This window comes from Streptomyces swartbergensis (assembly GCF_002148965.1).
GTDB lineage: Bacteria > Actinomycetota > Actinomycetes > Streptomycetales > Streptomycetaceae > Streptomyces > Streptomyces swartbergensis.
The window spans coordinates 1-17,850 of the sequence record NZ_NGFN01000169.1; the positions used below are offsets into that span (position 1 = coordinate 1).

16 protein-coding genes are annotated in these 17,850 nt (G+C 69.0%); 10 read left to right on the forward strand and 6 right to left on the reverse strand.

Features of this window, described 5'->3' with window-relative positions; translation table 11 throughout:
* Positions 1-522 (reverse strand): SCO2400 family protein (locus CA983_RS48080; RefSeq protein WP_244207092.1); only part of this gene is annotated, 522 nt, incomplete at its 3' end.
* Between the two features lie 243 nt (positions 523-765).
* Between CA983_RS48080 and CA983_RS24890 the strand changes: the two genes are divergently transcribed.
* From CA983_RS24890 to CA983_RS24925, 8 genes are all read left to right on the forward strand, one after another.
* Positions 766-1,929, forward strand: coding sequence for a mandelate racemase/muconate lactonizing enzyme family protein (locus CA983_RS24890; protein ID WP_059422234.1), 1,164 nt, complete (start codon positions 766-768; stop codon positions 1,927-1,929).
* A 34-nt stretch (positions 1,930-1,963) separates the two neighbouring features.
* Positions 1,964-2,968: a zinc-dependent alcohol dehydrogenase gene (locus CA983_RS24895; RefSeq protein ID WP_086603103.1), complete on the forward strand. Its 1,005-nt coding sequence runs from the start codon at positions 1,964-1,966 to the stop codon at positions 2,966-2,968.
* A 128-nt stretch (positions 2,969-3,096) separates the two neighbouring features.
* A complete protein-coding gene (locus CA983_RS24900) occupies positions 3,097-4,065 on the forward strand; it encodes a hypothetical protein (RefSeq protein WP_086603104.1) in 969 nt (322 codons plus the stop codon).
* A 141-nt stretch (positions 4,066-4,206) separates the two neighbouring features.
* Positions 4,207-5,316 (forward strand): multiple monosaccharide ABC transporter substrate-binding protein, encoded by a 1,110-nt coding sequence (chvE, locus tag CA983_RS24905; RefSeq protein WP_425276471.1) that lies wholly within the window; start codon positions 4,207-4,209, stop codon positions 5,314-5,316.
* Positions 5,317-5,348: 32 nt separating this feature from the next.
* Positions 5,349-6,899: a multiple monosaccharide ABC transporter ATP-binding protein gene (mmsA, locus tag CA983_RS24910; RefSeq protein ID WP_086603106.1), complete on the forward strand. Its 1,551-nt coding sequence runs from the start codon at positions 5,349-5,351 to the stop codon at positions 6,897-6,899.
* The gene (gene mmsB / locus CA983_RS24915; RefSeq protein ID WP_086603107.1) at positions 6,896-8,140 is read left to right on the forward strand and encodes a multiple monosaccharide ABC transporter permease; all 1,245 of its coding nucleotides are present in this window, start codon (positions 6,896-6,898) and stop codon (positions 8,138-8,140) included. Before mmsA ends, mmsB begins: the two co-directional genes overlap by 4 nt.
* Positions 8,141-8,214: 74 nt before the next feature.
* Complete coding sequence (locus tag CA983_RS24920) at positions 8,215-9,363, forward strand: aldose epimerase family protein (protein ID WP_086603108.1); 1,149 nt, start codon at positions 8,215-8,217, stop codon at positions 9,361-9,363.
* Positions 9,364-9,536: 173 nt separating this feature from the next.
* Positions 9,537-11,270 (forward strand): pyridoxal phosphate-dependent aminotransferase, encoded by a 1,734-nt coding sequence (locus tag CA983_RS24925; protein ID WP_086603109.1) that lies wholly within the window; start codon positions 9,537-9,539, stop codon positions 11,268-11,270.
* A gap of 92 nt (positions 11,271-11,362) precedes the next feature.
* Here CA983_RS24925 and CA983_RS24930 read toward each other — a convergent pair whose 3' ends face one another.
* The 3 genes from CA983_RS24930 to CA983_RS24940 all read right to left on the reverse strand — a co-directional run bounded on the left by CA983_RS24930 (position 11,363) and on the right by CA983_RS24940 (position 14,479).
* Positions 11,363-12,799 (reverse strand): family 43 glycosylhydrolase, encoded by a 1,437-nt coding sequence (locus CA983_RS24930; RefSeq protein WP_086603110.1) that lies wholly within the window; start codon positions 12,797-12,799, stop codon positions 11,363-11,365.
* Positions 12,781-13,761 (reverse strand): arabinan endo-1,5-alpha-L-arabinosidase, encoded by a 981-nt coding sequence (locus CA983_RS24935; RefSeq protein ID WP_208637030.1) that lies wholly within the window; start codon positions 13,759-13,761, stop codon positions 12,781-12,783. Before CA983_RS24935 ends, CA983_RS24930 begins: the two co-directional genes overlap by 19 nt.
* Before the next feature lie 166 nt (positions 13,762-13,927).
* Positions 13,928-14,479, reverse strand: coding sequence for a YciI family protein (locus tag CA983_RS24940; RefSeq protein ID WP_086603111.1), 552 nt, complete (start codon positions 14,477-14,479; stop codon positions 13,928-13,930).
* Positions 14,480-14,585: 106 nt separating this feature from the next.
* Between CA983_RS24940 and CA983_RS24945 the strand changes: the two genes are divergently transcribed.
* The gene (locus tag CA983_RS24945) at positions 14,586-15,311 is read left to right on the forward strand and encodes an alpha/beta fold hydrolase (RefSeq protein WP_086603112.1); all 726 of its coding nucleotides are present in this window, start codon (positions 14,586-14,588) and stop codon (positions 15,309-15,311) included.
* Between the two features lie 78 nt (positions 15,312-15,389).
* On the opposite strand, the gene CA983_RS24950 is transcribed toward CA983_RS24945, so the two are convergent.
* Positions 15,390-16,043 (reverse strand): DUF4360 domain-containing protein, encoded by a 654-nt coding sequence (locus CA983_RS24950; RefSeq protein ID WP_086603113.1) that lies wholly within the window; start codon positions 16,041-16,043, stop codon positions 15,390-15,392.
* 399 nt (positions 16,044-16,442) lie between these two features.
* Positions 16,443-16,901 (reverse strand): RrF2 family transcriptional regulator, encoded by a 459-nt coding sequence (locus tag CA983_RS24955; RefSeq protein ID WP_086603114.1) that lies wholly within the window; start codon positions 16,899-16,901, stop codon positions 16,443-16,445.
* A gap of 92 nt (positions 16,902-16,993) precedes the next feature.
* Here CA983_RS24955 and CA983_RS24960 point away from each other — a divergent pair.
* A partial coding sequence (locus tag CA983_RS24960) for a beta-galactosidase (protein ID WP_158101886.1) occupies positions 16,994-17,850 on the forward strand: 857 nt, incomplete at its 3' end.

The following is a 17,850-nucleotide window of genomic DNA, read 5'->3' on the forward strand; positions in this document are numbered from 1 at the left end:
GGGTGAAGGGGTCGCTGACGCCCGCTCAGCCCGGGCGGCCTCGCCCGGGCCGCCCGTCTCGCCCGCCTCCACCGACGCGTCGCCGTCCGCCGATTCGCCCCCGGCCGCCGCCGGCTTCGGCGTCGACCTGGGCGCGTCCATGCCGAGCTCCGCGAGGCTCAGCCCGCCCGCCGCCAGCACGAACCCCGCCGCGATGAACAGTGTCCGGCGCCGCCGACGGCGATGCGYCGCGGCCTTCCGGTCCCGCCGGCTCGTCCCGCCACCCGGACCGTCGGCGACCGGCCCGTGCCCGCGCCCACGCCGTCGAGCAGCCCGCCCCGACGGCTCCCCGTCGTCGTCACGCTCGTCGTCGGACCGGTCCGACCCGTCCGAGTCGCCGTGAACGCCCTCCCCGCCCTCGGGAACGGCCTCGTACCCGCCGTACTCCGGCTCACGCCAGCGCAGCGCATCGGCTGAGGTGCCACACCCGGGGCAGGCGAGCGCGCCGTTGAGGTGCCGTCGGCACGGGTCGCAATAGTCCATGACGCGGGAAGATTAAGTTCCGCGCCGGTCACGTTCCTAGATCCAGCTGTGAAGGTTCTGTAGGGACACGCCGCCCCCCTGGTTTCGAAACTGTCGAAACCGTTATGCGCGCGACCCATTGACACTCGCACCGCCCCGTCCTTACTGTCACGCCAGCATTTCGAACGTGTGCCGAAATCTCGAACACGGTCGAACTGAATGACTGACAGAACTGAGCCGACGAAGCTGCGAGGGACAACCGCCGTGCGCATCACCGGAATCAGCACACACGTGGTCGGGACGCCGTGGCGCAACCTGACGTACGTCCAGGTGCACACCGACGAGGGCATCACTGGAGTCGGCGAGACCCGGATGCTGGGACACACCGACGCCCTTCTCGGTTACCTGAAGGAGGCCGAGGCCAATCACATTCTCGGCTCCGACCCCTTCGCTGTCGAGGACCTCGTCAAGCGGATGAAGTACGGCGACTACGGCCGTGCGGGCGAGATCGTGATGTCCGGCATCGCCGTGATCGAGATGGCCTGCTGGGACATCAAGGGCAAGGCCCTCGGCGTCCCCGTCTGGCAGCTGCTGGGCGGCAAGGTCACCGACAAGGTCAAGGCGTACGCCAACGGCTGGTACACCACGGAGCGGACCCCGGAGGCCTACCACAAGGCCGCCCAGGGGGTCATGGAGCGCGGTTACCGGGCGCTCAAGATCGACCCGTTCGGCACCGGCCACTTCGAGCTGGACCACAAGGAGACCCTGTACGCCGTCTCCCTGATCGAGGCCGTCCGGGACGCGATCGGCCCCGAGGCCGAGCTGATGCTGGAGATGCACGGCCGCTTCTCCCCCGCCACGGCCGTACGCCTGGCCAAGGAGCTCGCGCCGTTCAAGCCGGCATGGCTGGAGGAGCCGGTCCCGCCGGAGAACCTCAAGGCCCTGGAGAAGGTCGCCGCCAAGGTCGACATGCCGGTCGCCACCGGTGAGCGCATCCACGACCGGATCGAGTTCCGCGAGCTGTTCGAGAGCCAGGCCGTGGACATCATCCAGCCGGACGTCGGCCATATCGGTGGAATCTGGGAGACCCGGAAGCTCGCGGCGACGGCCGAGACCCACTACATGCTGGTGGCCCCGCACAACGTCGGCGGCTCGGTCCTGACCGCCGCCTCGCTCCAGGTCGGCTTCACCTCCCCGAACTTCAAGATCCTTGAGCACTTCAACGACTTCGCGGACGCGGAGATCAAGAAGGTCGTCAAGGGCGCGCCGCAGGTGAACCCGGAGGACGGCTGCTTCCACCTCTCCGACGCCCCGGGTCTCGGCGTGGAGCTGGACGTCGACGCCGCCGCCGAGTTCCCGCAGCAGCAGGCCCGCTTCGACCTGTGGGCGGACGGCTGGGAACAGCGCAAGCCCAAGGGCAGCCAGTGACCGTACCGAAAGCTTCGAAACTCCCTGGAGCGACGTGAGCACCGCCGTAGTGATCGACGCCCCGGGCGAGCACCGTCTCGTCCCGCACGAGCCCCGGCAGCCCGAGGCCGGCGAGGCACTCGTCCGTGTCCACGCCTCCGGCATCTGCGGCAGCGACCGCGAGGTCTACCAGGGCAACCGTCCCGAGGGCTACGTGCGCTACCCGCTCACCCCGGGCCACGAGTGGTCCGGGACGGTCGAGGCCGTGGGCGCCGGTGTCCCCGGGTCCCTCGTGGGCCGCAAGGTCGTCGGTGAGGGCTTCCGGAACTGCCAGGTCTGCGACCGCTGCCACGCGGGCGACACGACGCTGTGCACGGCCGGTTACGAGGAGACCGGGTTCACCCAGCCGGGCGCGATGGCGGCCACGCTGACGCTCCCCGCCCGCCTCCTGCACGCCCTCCCGGACGACTGCGACCTCACGGCCGCGGCCCTCCTGGAGCCGGCCGCGTGCATCGCGGCCGCCGCGCTGAAGGGGAACGCACAGCCCGGCGAGCGCGTCGCCGTGGTCGGCACCGGCACGCTCGGCATGTTCGCCGTGCAGTTCCTGAAGGCGAACTCGCCGGCGGAGCTGCTGGTCGTGGGCACCCGCCGGGACCGTGAGGCGCTGTCGCGGCAGTACGGCGCGACGGACTTCCGGACGAAGGACCAGGAGCTCCCGGACGACTTCGACGTGGTGATCGAGACGGCCGGGTCCGCGGACGCCGCCCGGATCTCCGCCGCCCTGCTCCGGCGCGGCGGCCGGCTGGTCCTGACCGGCATCCCGGCGCCGGAGGCCGACGGTCTCGACCCGACCGATCTCGTCGTACAGCAACTGGAGGTGCACACCGTCTTCGGTGCTCCGCCGGACGCCTGGGCGCACACGGTGCGGGTGTTCGCCGCCGGGCTGCTCGATCCGCTGCCGCTGGTGACGCACGAGCTGCCGCTCGCCGAGTTCTCGCAGGCCATCGAGCTGGTGGGAGCCGGCGATCCGAAGGTGGGCAAGGTGTTGCTCCGCCCCTAGACGTACGCCGGTACGGGGGCAACCTGACGGCTCCCGTACCGGCGTACACCCAGCCTTGCCCCACCCAGAGCCGTGCCATACCCAGAGCCGCGAACCTCGTCCGAAATATCGAACCGAAGGACATTCCTGTGACCGACGCTTCCGCCACGGCAGCCCGCAGGCCCGGTGAGCAGGTGCTCACCGCACTGGGCCTGAACGCGCCCGCCCTCGACCCCGCCGACGCCTCGCCGCACTCGTTCCCCGGCGGCGGCCGCTGGCGCACCGAGATCCCCTCGTGCGAGGGCCCCGAGGCGCTGGCGGTGGTCCTGAAGGAGGCCTCGCGGCTGGACGTGCCGATCCACCGGATCAGCCAGGGCAGCGGCGTGTGGATGCTGACCGACGCCGAGATCACCGAGATGGTCGAGTCGACCGGCGAGCGCGACATCGAGCTCTGCCTGTTCACCGGCCCGCGAGGCACGTGGGACATCGGCGGCTCGACGCGCACCGACTCGCGGGGGGCCGGACTGCGCGCCCGCGGCCACGACGCCGTCGCCGGGTGCATCGAAGACGCCGTCCGCGCAACGGAGTTGGGCGTCAAGTGCCTGCTCGTCGCCGACGAGGGCGTGCTGTGGACGCTGCACCGGGCGAGAGCCGCCGGCATCATCCCGGCCGACACGACCCTCAAGGTGAGCGCGCTCATCGGACCGGTCAACCCGGCGGCGTACGCGGTGTACGAGCGGCTCGGTGGGGACTCCATCAACGTGCCGAGCGACCTGACGCTCGATCATCTCACGGAGATCCGCCGGGTGTCGGGCGCTCCGATGGACATGTACATCGAGGCTCCGGACGACCTCGGCGGCTACGTCCGGATGTACGAGGTCGCCGAGCTCATCCGGCGCGGCGCACCGCTCTACCTGAAGTTCGGCCTGTCCAAGGCCCCCGGGATCTACCCCTACGGGCACCACATGCGGGAGCTGACCCTGGCCACGGCCAAGGAGCGCGTGCGGCGCGGGCGGCTCGCCCTGGATCTCCTGGCCCGCCACGGAGCCGACGGCGACATGGCGCCGCTCGGGTCGCGGCTGCCGGGCGATCTGCAACGGTTCGAAATCTCGTCATAACGTTCCGGCTACTCGCCTTCACAAAAGAAGACACAGCCGACCACAATCCGACACATCTCTTCTCGGTCTTTCCGGCCCGACCCCCCGGAGCGACTTCGCGCCCCCAGACCGAGCCCTGCACACACATCAAGGATGATGACCATGCGTAACCGCAGAGCCGCCCTCGCCGCCATAGCCGGAGCCGCGTCCCTCGCCCTGACCCTGTCCGCCTGCGGGCAGAGCAGCGAGGGTGGCAGCGAGGAGAACGGGGACAGCGCCAAGGGCGGCACCATCGGCATCGCGATGCCGACGAAGTCCTCCGAGCGCTGGATCGCCGACGGCAACAACGTCAAGAAGGACCTGGAGTCCAAGGGCTACAAGACCCAGCTGGTCTACGGCGAGGACGACCCGGACCAGCAGGTCTCGCAGGTCGAGAACCTGATCACGCAGGGTGTCAAGGCGCTGATCATCGCGGCCATCGACAACAAGTCGATGAACAACGTGCTCCAGCAGGCCAAGGACGCCAACATCCCGGTCATCTCCTACGACCGCCTGATCCTCGGCACGAAGAACGTCGACTACTACGCGTCCTTCGACAACGAGAAGGTCGGCGAGCTCCAGGGCACCTACATCGTCGAGAAGCTCGGCCTGAAGGACGGCTCCAAGAAGGGCCCCTTCAACATCGAGCTGTTCGCCGGCTCCAACGACGACAACAACACCCGCTACTTCTTCCAGGGCGCGATGAACGTCCTGCAGCCCTACATCGACAAGAAGCAGCTCGTCGTCCGCTCCGGCCAGACCAAGCTCAACCAGGTCACCACCCTGCGCTGGGACGGCGGCACCGCCCAGAAGCGCATGGACGACATCCTGACCTCGGCCTACAAGCGCGAGCGGGTCGACGCGGTCCTCTCCCCCTACGACGGCATCTCCATCGGCATCCTCTCGGCGCTGAAGTCGGACGACTACGGCTCCAAGAGCAAGCCGCTGCCGGTCGTCACCGGCCAGGACGCCGAGCTCGCCTCGGTGAAGTCGATCATCGCCAACCAGCAGTCGATGACCGTCTACAAGGACACCCGTCAGCTCGCCAAGGTCGCCTCGAACATGGTCGACGCGCTGCTGAACGACAAGAAGCCCGAGGTCAACGACACCAAGACGTACGACAACGGCGCGAAGGTCGTCCCGGCCTACCTGCTGGAGCCGGTCGCCGTCGACAAGACCAACTACCAGAAGGAAGTCGTCGACTCCGGCTACATCAAGGCAAGCGACCTCTAACCGCCGGCACACTCTGATTGGAAGGCACGACCATGGCGGGACCCGTCCTGGAAATGCGCTCGATCGTCAAGACCTTTCCCGGCGTCAAGGCGCTGTCGGACGTCACGCTGACCGTCCAGCAGGGCGAGGTCCACGCCATCTGCGGGGAGAACGGCGCCGGCAAGTCGACCTTGATGAAGGTCCTCTCCGGCGTCCACCCGCACGGCACCTACGAGGGGGACATCCTCTTCGAGGGTGAGGTCTGTGAGTTCAAGGACATCCGGGCGAGCGAGCAGCGCGGCATCGTCATCATCCACCAGGAACTGGCGCTGTCGCCGTACCTCTCCCTCGCGGAGAACATCTTCCTCGGCAACGAGCACGCCAAGGGCGGGTTCATCGACTGGAGGGAGACGCTGCGGCACGCCTCCGAGCTGCTGCGGCGGGTCGGGCTCAGCGACCACCCCGACACCCGCGTCGCCGACATCGGCGTGGGCAAGCAGCAGCTCGTGGAGATCGCCAAGGCCCTGTCGAAGAAGGTGAAACTGCTCATCCTGGATGAGCCGACCGCGGCCCTGAACGACGAGGACAGCGACAAACTCCTGGATCTCATCCTGGAGCTGAAGAAGCAGGGCATCACCTCGATCATCATCTCCCACAAGCTCAACGAGATCCGCAAGGTCGCCGACTCGGTGACGATCCTCCGCGACGGCCAGACCATCGAGACCCTCGATGTGAAGGCCCCGGAGACCACCGAGGACCGGATCATCAGCGGCATGGTCGGCCGCGACCTGGAGAACCGCTTCCCGGAGCGGTCGCCGCACGAGCCCGAGGAGGGCGTGGCGCCCGCCCTGGAGATCCGGGGCTGGACCGTGTTCCACCCGATCGACCAGCAGCGCAAGGTCGTGGACGACGTGTCCCTCCAGGTGCGGCGCGGCGAGATCGTCGGCATCGCGGGCCTGATGGGCGCCGGCCGCACCGAGCTCGCGATGAGCGTCTTCGGGCGGACGTACGGCCGGTACGCGGGCGGCACGGTCCTCAAGGACGGCAAGGAGATCCGTACCAAGTCCGTCCCCGAGGCGGTCAAGCACGGGATCGCGTACGTCACCGAGGACCGCAAGCACTACGGCCTCAACCTCATCGACACCATCAACCGGAACATCTCGCTGACCGCTCTGGGCAAGGTCGCCAAACGCGGTGTGGTCGACGAGCACGAGGAGCGGCAGGTCGCCGAGGGCTTCCGCAAGTCGATGAACATCAAGGCGCCGACCGTCTTCGAGCCGGTGGGCAAGCTGTCCGGCGGCAACCAGCAGAAGGTCGTCCTCAGCAAGTGGATCTTCTCGGGCCCGGACGTGCTGATCCTGGACGAGCCGACGCGCGGGATCGACGTCGGTGCCAAGTACGAGATCTACACGGTCATCGACCAGCTGGCCGCCCAGGGCAAGGCGGTCGTCTTCATCTCCTCCGAGCTGCCCGAACTGCTCGGAATGTGCGACCGCATCTACACGATGGCCGCGGGGCGGCTGACCGGTGAGTTCTCGCGGGCCGAGGCCTCACAGGAATCGCTGATGCGTCAGATGACGAAGGACAAAGAGGTAACCCGATGAGCACGGACGTGACCGCCAAGACGCCGGCCCCCGCGCCGCCCGGCAAGGGAGGGGCGGCCACCGGCGACGGACTCCTGCAACTGGTGCTGGACGGCATGCGCCGCAACATGCGGCAGTACGGCATGCTGATCGCGCTGGGTCTGATCGTGGTGCTGTTCGCCGTGTGGACCGACGGCGACCTGCTGCTGCCGCGCAACGTCTCCAACCTGGTCCTCCAGAACAGCTACATCCTGATCCTCGCGATCGGCATGATGCTGGTCATCATCGCGGGCCACATCGACCTGTCGGTCGGCTCGCTGACGGCGTTCGTCGGCTCGATGGCCGCCGTGTTCATGGTCAAACAGGACATACCGTGGCCCCTGGCCGTGATCCTGTGCCTGGCGGTGGGCGCGGCCGCGGGTGCCGTCCAAGGGTTCTTCATCGCGTACGGCGGCATACCGTCGTTCATCGTGACCCTGGCGGGCATGCTGATCTTCCGCGGTCTGACCGAGATCTTCCTGGAGGGCCAGACCCTCGGCCCGTTCCCGGAGGGCCTCCAGAAGGCCGCCAACGGCTTCCTGCCCGAGGTCGGCCCGAACACCAACTACCACAACCTCACGCTGCTGCTGGGCTTCGCGATGATCGCCCTGGTGATCTTCCAGGAGGTCCGTGACCGCAAGCGGCAGCAGGAGTTCAACCTGGACGTCCCGCCCACCAAGCTGTTCCTGCTGAAGCTGGTCGCGATCTCCGCCGCCGTGCTGACGCTGACCATGCTGCTGGCCAGCTACAAGGGCGCCCCGATCGTGCTGCTCATCCTGGGTGTGCTGCTCGTCGGCTTCGGCTACGTGATGCGCAACGCGATCATCGGCCGCCACATCTACGCGATCGGCGGCAACCTCCCGGCGGCCAAGCTGTCGGGTGTGAAGGACAAGAAGGTCACCTTCCTGGTCTTCCTGAACATGGGCATGCTCGCGGCCCTGGCGGGTCTGGTCTTCGCCGCCCGCTTCAACGCGGCCTCTCCCAAGGCCGGCCTCAACTTCGAGCTGGAGGCCATCGCGGCCTCGTTCATCGGCGGCGCGTCGATGAGCGGCGGTGTCGGCACCGTCCTCGGCGCGATCATCGGTGGCCTGGTCCTGGGCGTGCTGAACAACGGTATGAACCTCGTCGGCATCGGCACCGACTGGCAGCAGGTCATCAAGGGCCTGGTGCTCCTGGCGGCGGTCGGGTTCGACGTGTGGAACAAGCGCAAGGTCGGTTCGTAAGTCGGACCGGGGCCCCGTCGGAAGGCGGGGCCCGGTTCTTTCCCACGCAGTTTCTCAATGAAGCGGAGCCGCACATGGAACTGAACAGACGCACGGTCATCGCGGGAGCGGCGGCTGCGGGCTTAGGAGCCACCACGCTCGGCGGCACGGCACACGCCACGGGAGGAAGGAAGCCGGTGAAGACGCTCTTCGGCAAGCTCGCCGACGGCACCAAGATATACAGCTGGTCGCTGGAGAACGGCGGCACCCGCCTGAAGGTGCTCTCCTACGGCGGCATCGTCCAGTCGCTGGAGATCCCCGACCGCCGCGGCCGCTACGCCAACGTCTCCGCGGGCTTCGACAACATCGAGGACTACGTCGCCAAGAGCCCGTACTTCGGCGCGCTGATCGGCCGCTACGGCAACCGCATCGGCCAGGGCAAGTTCACCCTCGACGGCAAGAACTACCAGCTCTCCGTCAACGACGGCGAGCAGAGCCTGCACGGCGGCGCCAAGGGCTTCGACAAGCGCGTGTGGGACATCGAGCCGTTCACCAAGGGCTCCGACGTCGGCCTCCACCTGTACTACACGAGCGTCGACGGCGAGATGGGCTACCCGGGCACGCTCAAGACGAAGGTGACGTACACCCTCACCAAGCACGGCGACTGGCGCGTCGACTACGAGGCCACCACGGACAAGGCCACCGTCGTCAACCTCACCAGCCACGTCTACTTCAACCTGGCCGGCGAGGGCAGCGGCACGATCGAGGACCACGAGCTCCAGATCGCGGCCTCCCGCTACACGCCCACCGACTCGGGCCTGATCCCCACGGGCGAGCTGGCCAAGGTCGCGGGCACCCCCTTCGACTTCCGCAAGGCCAAGCCGATCGGCCGGGACATCCGCGTCTCCCATCCGCAGCTGGTGACCGCCAAGGGCTTCGACCACAACTGGGTCCTCGACAAGGGCATCACCGCCCGCCCCGAGCACATCGCCACCCTGCGCGACCCGGCCTCCGGCCGCACGATGAAGATCGCCACGAACGAGCCGGGCCTGCAGTTCTACTCCGGCAACTTCCTCGACGGCACGCTCACCGGCCCGTCCGGCCGCACCTACCGGCAGGGCGACGCGCTCTGCCTGGAGACGCAGCACTTCCCGGACTCGCCGAACAAGCCGTCGTTCCCGTCGACCATGCTGCGGCCCGGGCAGACGTACCGGACGACGACGGTCCACACGTTCGGCTGCTGACCGGCCGCCGACCGTCTTCACAGGTGGCACACAATTTTCTGAGGGCAGCCTCAGTGGTTGAACAGCGCCACCGCAGCCTCCGTATGTAAGGACGGCCCGCGCTCCCCCGCGCGGGCCGTCCTTAAACGTCGGGTCCGGCCGTCCCCAACGGACCCGCCTTATACGGAGGTTCCATGGCCGACAACGTCACGTCGCTGTTCCGCAGCACCGCGGCGCACAGCCCGTCGATGGCGGCGTTGACACGTGAGGGCGGCGACGGCGCCGGGCCAGTGGACTTCTGCATCCCCTGCAATCCGTACTTCCCCACCCCGGCCATGTTCGACGACATGTCGGCCAGACTGCGCGACATCATCACGTACTACCCGAGCAGCGCCGACACCATCACGGCCGAGCTGTGCAGCCTGCTCCAGCTGCCACCGCAGTGCGTGGCGATGGGCAACGGCTCCACCGAGCTCATCACCTGGATCGACCACCTGCTCGTCCGCGAGTCCCTCGCCGTCCCCGTCCCCACCTTCGGCCGCTGGACCGACCAGCCCATGGAGACCGGCAAGCGGGTCGACATGTTCCCGCTCCAGGAGTCCAGCGGCTTCGCCCTCGACCTCGCGCAGTACGCCGAGTTCATCCGCGCCCGGGGCACGCGCGTCGCCGTCATCTGCAACCCCAACAACCCCGACGGCGGCTTCCTGCACAAGCACGCCATCGTCCAGTTCATGGACGCGATGGCCGACCTCGACCTGATCGTCATCGACGAGTCGTTCCTGGAGTTCGCGGACGCCGAGGCCGAACCGTCCGTCGTCCAGGAGGCGATGCTGCGGCCCAACGTCATCGTGCTGCGCAGCCTCGGCAAGAACTTCGGCCTGCACGGCATCCGCTTCGGCTACCTCGTCGCCAACCCGGCGCTCGCCGGGCGCGTCCGCTCCATGCTCCCCAAGTGGAACCTCAACTCCTTCGCCGAGCACGTCGTCTTCATGCTCAAGGAGCACGGCGCCGAGTACGCGCAGAGCCTCCAGCAGGTGCGTCGCGACCGCCTCGACATGTCCGGCCAGCTCTCCTCCCTGCCCGGGCTGACGGTCTACCCGTCGCAGGGCAACTTCCTCTTCGTGCGCCTCCCCGTGGGCGCCGAGGGCACCGTGGTCCGGGACCGGATGCTCACCGAGCACCGGATCCTGGTCCGCGAGTGCGGCAACAAGATCGGTTCGTCCAGCCGCTTCCTGCGTCTCGTGGTGCGCCCCCAGGTGGACGTGCGTCGCCTGGTGTCCGGCCTGGAACAGGTGCTCTACGGGACGTCCAGGAGGGGAGCCGCCGTACCCGAGCTGGGCAATGGGACCAGCTACAGCTCGGGTACGGCGGCAGTGGACCGTCTGGTGAGCGAGACCAACGGATCCGGTATGCGGGGCCTTGCCGCTCAGGCCGTCGGTGCGGGTGGCCCGGGGGCGTCGGCCCCGGGCAGTATCGGTACCGGTACCGGAATGCCGCTTCCGGCTGCCGCGTCGGCCGGGATGCCGATGCCGGCGGCTGCGCAGGTTGGGCAGATGGGGCAGTTCGGGCAGATGGGGCAGCAGATGCCCCAGCAAATGCCGCAGGCTGTGCCCCAACCTGTCCCGCAGCCGGTTCCGCAGCCGGCTCCCCAGCCCGTGCCGCAGCCGGCGCCCCAGCCCGTGCCGCAGCCTGCGCCGCAGCCCATGGCCGCGCCGCCGCTGGCGCCTGTGGCGCAGGCGCCGGCGCCGGCTCCCGTGCCCACGCCTGTGCCGGCAGCTACCGGGCCCACCCCGCCGGGTGTGCCCGCGCGGGGTGGGTTGACCGCCGCGCAGGTCAGGGGGACGAACGGGTTGTCGCCTGCGCCGGCGACCGGGTGGCCGGGGGCGCAGGCCTGGCCCAACGCGGCGGGGATGGGGGCGGCCGGGTAGCGCCATCTCGCCGTAGGTGGTTGCTTCCGGTGGGCGAGTGCGGGCCCGTTGTGGCTGGTCGCGCAGTTCCCCGCGCCCCTGAGAGCCTCGATCTAAACCGGGTTCAACCTCCACTGCTGGCAGTTGTTGTTGAGCCAGGACCACTGGCGTACGTCGGCGCTGTCCGCCGTCGAGCAGTCGGCCACGTCGGCGACCTTGCCGGTGGCCTTGTTGACGATGCGGACGTAGCCGCCGTCCGTGGCGACGAACTGGAAGCGCTGGCAGGTGTTGTTCAGCCAGGACCACTGGCGCAGGTCGGCGCCGTCGGCGGAGGAGCAGTCGGCGGTGTCGAGGACCTTGCCGGTGGCCACGTTGACCAGCCGGTGCGTGTCGTCCCCGAGGTCCTCCAGGCGCCATCGCTGGTTGGCGTTGCCGTTGCAGGTGTACTGCGTGACGTTGGCGCCGTCGGCCGACGAGCTGCCGACGACGTCCAGGCACTTGCCGCTGTTGCGGTTGGTGACCGTGTAGGTCGTGGAGGCGGACGCCGGTTCACCGGAGGGGCCGGGCATGCTCGCCCCGAGCCGGACCGGCGTGCCGAAGTTCGGGGTGCCGTCGGAGTTCCAGGTGAACTTCTGGGCCCGGGTCGTACGGCCGTTGTCGCAGCCCTCGGAGGCGGAGTCGTTGGCGTGGTAGACGATCCAGTTCTCGCGGCCGTCCGGTGAGGTGAAGAAGCCGTTGTGGCCGGGCCCGTACACCCCGTTGGCGTCACTGCGCTGGAACACGGGCGTGGACTTCTTCGTCCAGGAGGAGGCGGACAGCGGATTCGAGCCGGTGAGCTCCAGTTGCCCGAGTTTGTAGTCGGGCGTCCAGCAGCCGCTCGCCGAGTAGATCAGGAAGGTCCGGCCGCCGCGTTGCAGCACCTCCGCGCCCTCGTTGACGGTGCCGCCCTGCCGTTCCCAGGCGTGCGTCGGCGTCGAGATCGTCGAGTAGGAGCCGCTGACGGTGTACGGGTTGGACATCGGCGCGATGACGAGGTTCTGCGTCCCACCCGTGATCGCACTGCCCAGCATGTACAGCCGGCCGCCCACGTTCATCAGGCTCGGGTCCAGCATCCAGGCGGAGTTGAGCTGACCCTTGTAGGTGTAGGGGCCCATGGGATCGGACCCGGCGCTCTCCAGCACATGGCTGCGCTGCGTGGGGTTGTAGTCGGACACGTTCTGCCCGGCGACGTAGTACAGGTACCAGCGGCCGCCCACGAAGTGCAGCTCCGGTGCCCAGATGTTGCAGCACCGGGAGGCGGCGTCGCCCTTCCACACCTGGACGCTGGGCGCGGTGGAGAGCCCGGCGAGGGTGGCGGACTTGCGGATGGTGATGACGTCGGTCCAACTGGTCGTCACCAGGTAGTAGTTGCCGTCGTGGTACGAGATCCAGGGGTCGGCGCCCTTGACGGACTTGACCGGGTTGGCGAACGAGGCGGCGCTCGCGGTGGGCTGGCCGAGGCTGAGGGCGAGCATCAGCACGGCCAGCAGGGTCAGTAGGCGACGGGCCATCCGCTGCTCCAGTTCAGAAGGTTGACGCCGAGCTTGGGCGTGCCGTTGTCGTTGCCGTCGTAGTAGTGGTAGACGATCAGGTCGCCGTCGGCGTCCTTCAGGATCGACTGGCCGCCCGGGCCGATGATGCTGCCGTGCGACTCCAGGACGGGCGTGCCGCCGTTGTTCCGCATGTCGACGCCGTTCTTGTCGCGGTACGGCCCGGTGACCACGGACGCGCGCCCGACCTTGACCTTGTACGTCGAACTGGTCCCGTTGCAGCAGGTGTCGTACGAGGCGAAGAGGTAGTAGTACCCGCCCCGCTTGACGATGAAGGGCGCTTCGACGGCCTTGGTCCCGGTGGGGCGGGAGGCGAGCGAGTAGCGGGTGGTGTTGGAGGTGAGCTGCTTGCCGGTGGCCGGGTTGATCTGGATCATCTTGATCCCGGTCCACCAACTTCCGAAGGACAGCCACCACTTGCCGTCGTCGTCCACGAAGAGGTTCGGGTCGATGGCGTTGAAGTCGCTGGCGGAGTTCGACGTGTAGACCGTGCCCTGGTCGGTCCAGCTGCCCGGCTGGCCGGTGCTGGAGGTCGCGAGGCCGATGGCGGACGTGTTCGACCCGAACTTCGAAACGGAGTAGTACATCAGGTACTTGCCGCCGTGGTACGAGATGTCCGGCGCCCAGGCCTCCGGGACGGAGGAGTAGGTCCGCCACCAGCCGGGCCTGCCGGCGAAGGCGTCGGCGCCGTTCCGGAAGGCGGTGCGGTCGCCGGACGTCTTGCTGGCGATGCCGCCGCCGGTGGCGTAGAGCAGGTACTGGCCGGACGAGGTGCGGATCATCGACGGGTCGTGGGTGACGATGTCGCCGGTGACCCGGCCGGGGTTGGGGTACGCGGAAGCCGCACTCGGCATCAGGGCGAGCAGTACGGCGGTGGGGAGGGCGAGCAGGGCGGTTCTCTTGCGGAGGATGGAGCGGCTCATACGGTCCTCCTTGCGGTGGGGGTGACGGCTGCTCGATATTTCGAACAGCGATCGCAAGTTCGAACGGACCGTAGAATCGAACCTGTTGCGCGTCAATGGTCCGCGCAGCAACAACTGTGACCGGGCCGCACCTGGTTCCGGTGCGCGACCGGCCTCGACCACGACTTCACCGCCGCCCCCCGAACTCCCACGCATGCACCTCGACCTCGGCGTACCGCCCCCGCGTCAGGACACCGCGCGCCGTCTCCCCGTCCGGCGCCCGGACCAGCGCTGCCGTGCCCAGCCAGGCGGAGCCGTCGTCGGACAGCAGGGGGCCGTAGGCGATCAGGTCGTCCGAGTCGGGTGGGGTGTCGAGGTCGGCCGCCGCCGGGGCCGAGCCCAGCCCGAGTACGAGGTAGCGGTTGCCGGTCGTCGGGCCGCCGGGAAACTCCCACATGGTGCGGCCCAGGAGGTTGCGCCAGCGGCGCAGCAGGACGTCCCGGTACGCGCCGGCCTGGTAGTTGGGCTCGTCGAAGGCGAAGGCACGGGCGGCGGCGGGGTCCGGCAGGTCGAGGATGTGGACGCTGCCGGTGGGGGTTTCGCCGTCCTCGGCGAAGATCGGGCCACGGGCGATCATCTCGGTCGCGTACTGGTCCATGTAGGACCAGTGCTTTTCCAGTAGCTCGTGGCGCAGCGGGAGCGAGCCGGGGCGATCGCGGTGGTAACAGAAGAACTCCATGAGCGCAGACCCTTCCCCAAGGCCCCGCAGCCGCTCAAGCGGGTTTCTGGGCCGGGCGTCGGCGTACAGTCGGTCCGGCGGCGCGCCGGTTCGATTCGGGGGGATCATGACGGCAGTTGACGGACCGCCCATCGTCTTCGTGCACGGGACGCGGTTCAGCGCGGGGCAGTGGAGCCCGCAGCTCGCCGCGCTGCGGGACGAGTTCCCCGTGGCCGCAGTCGATCTGCCCGGGCACGGGTCCCGTTCCGCCGAGGGCTGGAGCCTGAAGGCGGCCGTGGAGGTCATCTCCGACGCCGTGGAGTCGCTCGGGTGCGGGCCGGCCCTGGTCGTGGGGCACTCGCTCGGGGGGTACGCCTCGCTGGAGTTCGCGCGGGTCCGCCCGGAGCGGTTGCGCGGGCTGGTGCTCGCGGGGGCCAGTGCCTCGACTCGTGGGGCGTGGGCGGCGCCGTACCGATGGGTCGCCGGGCTCGTTCCGCGGTTGCCTGCCGATCGGCTGGCCGGGTGGAACGACTGGTTGCTGCGGCGGATGTATCCGGCCGAGGTCGTCGCGGCCACGATCCGGTCCGGCTACGCCTTCCATACCCTGCCCGCCGCCTGGGGCGAGGTGCTGGGGCGTTTCGACGCGGGTGCGATGCGTCATGTGGCGGCTCCGGTGCTCATCCTGAACGGCGAGAAGGACAGCGTCTTCCGGTCCGGTGAGGCGGAGTTCGCCCGTGCGCATCCGCGCGCCCGCGTCGAACTGATCCCGAGAGCCGGGCATCTGGCGAACTTCGATGCTCCGGATGCCTTCAGCGATGCCGTGCGCCGATTCGCCCAGCAACTGAGCAACTGAGCAACTGAGCAACAACACATGAACCGTCCTGGGCGGCCCACCCGGCCCACCGACCCGGTGGGCCGCCCCCGTTCACTGTCAGGACTTCCCCGGGCACTCCTTCCACGCCATGTGGTACACCGTGCTGATGTCCCCGTCCGTCGAGTCCATCGTCATGAAGCTGACCTTGTCGGCCGACTGGGTGCCGGCGTTGACCCGGAGTTCGGTGTTGATGTTGAAGTTGCGCTGGACACCGCAGGGCGCGTAGACCAGTTGGGCCCAGTCCGTCTCGTCGGTGGCCTGCCAGTTGTCGTTGTAGGGGCCGCTGAAGGGGTGGTTCCTGGACACCGTGCTCGGCGAGCCCTGGAAGTAGTACGAGGCTCGCTGGGAGCCGCTCGCGCCGCGCTGGAGTGAGGCGAAGCCTCGGTAGTCGGCGCTGGCGATGGCGTACGTGAAGCCCTGCGGCACGTGGACGATCAGGCTGAGCTGGCAGTTTCTGCGGAACGCGGTCGGGTCGGAGCCGCCGCCGGCCTGGGCGAGGTAGTCGCTGTAGGTGACCGTGAACGCCGTGTTGTCCTCGGAGACGGCGACCGCTGCCGTGCCCTGCGGGCAGCCGGAGCCGTTCACCGTGGCGACCTTGATGACGATCTTGTCCGGGGGCGGGTCGACGAACCCGGAGGACGGGGATTGTGCGGGGAGTGCGCTGGTAAGGAGCGCGGCGATCGCGCCGCTCAGAAGCAGGCCACCGGCCATGGTTCTCCCATCCGTTCGTGGGGGGTGGAGCATGGATAGATGGAGTAGGCATGGGCATGTCAAGACGACAGCGCATGCGCGCCCGGCCTGTGACCATTCCATGGAGGAGCTGTGAAGGCCGGGAGCGGTCGCATCGTACGCAGGGCGGGAGGGGGCGGCCAGGGCGGTCTCCGGCCATTCACAGTGGCGGGATCACACCAGGGATCACACCCGGAGAAGGAGCGCGGGGGCCGTCCACGCGGGCCCCGTCGGCACCAGTAGTACCGGCGGGCGCATAAGGTGCGTTACCAGTGCGTCAGCCACTGCGTCAGACCAGGACACCCCGAGGACGCGATGAGGATCACCCACCGGCTCCCCCGCGGACGCGGCCCGTCACGGGTTCTCCCGGGCCACCGCCCGCTACGGGTTCTCCCAGGCCGCCGGTTCCGCCGCCAGCCGCTCCACCGGCTCCGGCAGCGCGCCGGCCGCGAGGTCGGCGATCGTCACGCCCTCCAGGATCCTGCGCACATTGGCCCGCAGGGCGATCCACAGCGGCAGCAGCGGCTCGGCGGTACCGGTGTAGGCGAGGCCGGTCGGGCGTTCGCCGCGTACCGAGACGATCGGTCCGTCCACGGCCCGGATGACGTCCGCGACCGTGATCTCCGTGGCCTCCCGGGCCAGCCGGTAGCCGCCGCCCCCGCCGCGCCGGCTGCCGACGACACCGCCGCGCCGCAGATCGCCGAGGATCCCTTCCAGGAACTTGTGGGGGATGTCCTGCGCGGTGGCGACGGCCTCCGCCTTGACCGGCCCTTCGCCCTGCCGGACGGCCAGCTCCACGACCGCTCGTACCGCGTAGTCCGCACGTGCCGAGATCCTCATACGGCCATTGTCGCGGTCGGCCTGTGGACAATGACGCACCAGCACCACGTAAGCACCACGTACGGCACGGCAGCACAACAGGAGGCGCTCCCTTGGAGCTCAGCAGGCGTACCTTCCACGCTCTCGCCGGCACGGCCGCGCTCGGCTTCGCGCTGACCGGCAGCGGGTCGCCGACCTCCGCCAACACGGCACGGAGCGTACCCACGGGCCCGCCGCCACCGGTGCCGGGCGCGGACGGCCGGCGGCACGAGGTCGGCTTCGACCGGTACTCGCTGCTGGTCGACGGCCGCCGCCTGGTGCTCTGGTCGGGCGAGATGCACCCCTTCCGGCTGCCGAGCCCGTCCCTGTGGCGGGACGTGCTGGAGAAGATGCGCGCCCACGGCTACAACGCCGTCAGCGTGTACGTCGCCTGGAACTACCACTCCCCCGCCCCCGGCCGGTACGACTTCACCGGTGTGCGCGACCTGGACCTGTTCCTGCGGATGGCCGCCGAGACCGGTCTGTACGTCATCCTGCGGCCCGGCCCGTACATCAACGCGGAGGTCGACGCCGGCGGCTTCCCCGGCTGGCTGACCGCGACCGAGGGCACGGCCCGGACCTCCGACCCGACGTATCTGCGGTACGTCGACGAGTGGCTGTCCGCCGTCAACGCCATCGCCGCGAAGCGCCTGTTCACCCGGGGCACGGGCACGGTCCTGCTCTACCAGATCGAGAACGAGTACGACGCCCACGTCGACGAGCCGACCGGGCGGGCCTACATGTCGTACCTGTACGAGAAGGTCCGCGCCGACGGCATCGACGTGCCGCTGTTCCACAACGACAAGGGGCGCGACGGGGCCTGGGCCCCGGGGTCGTTCGCCACCGGCGGGGAGAAGGGGCGCTGGCTGTACGGGTTCGACGGGTACCCGGAGCCGGACGAGGTGCCGCCCGACTGGGGGCACTTCGGGGC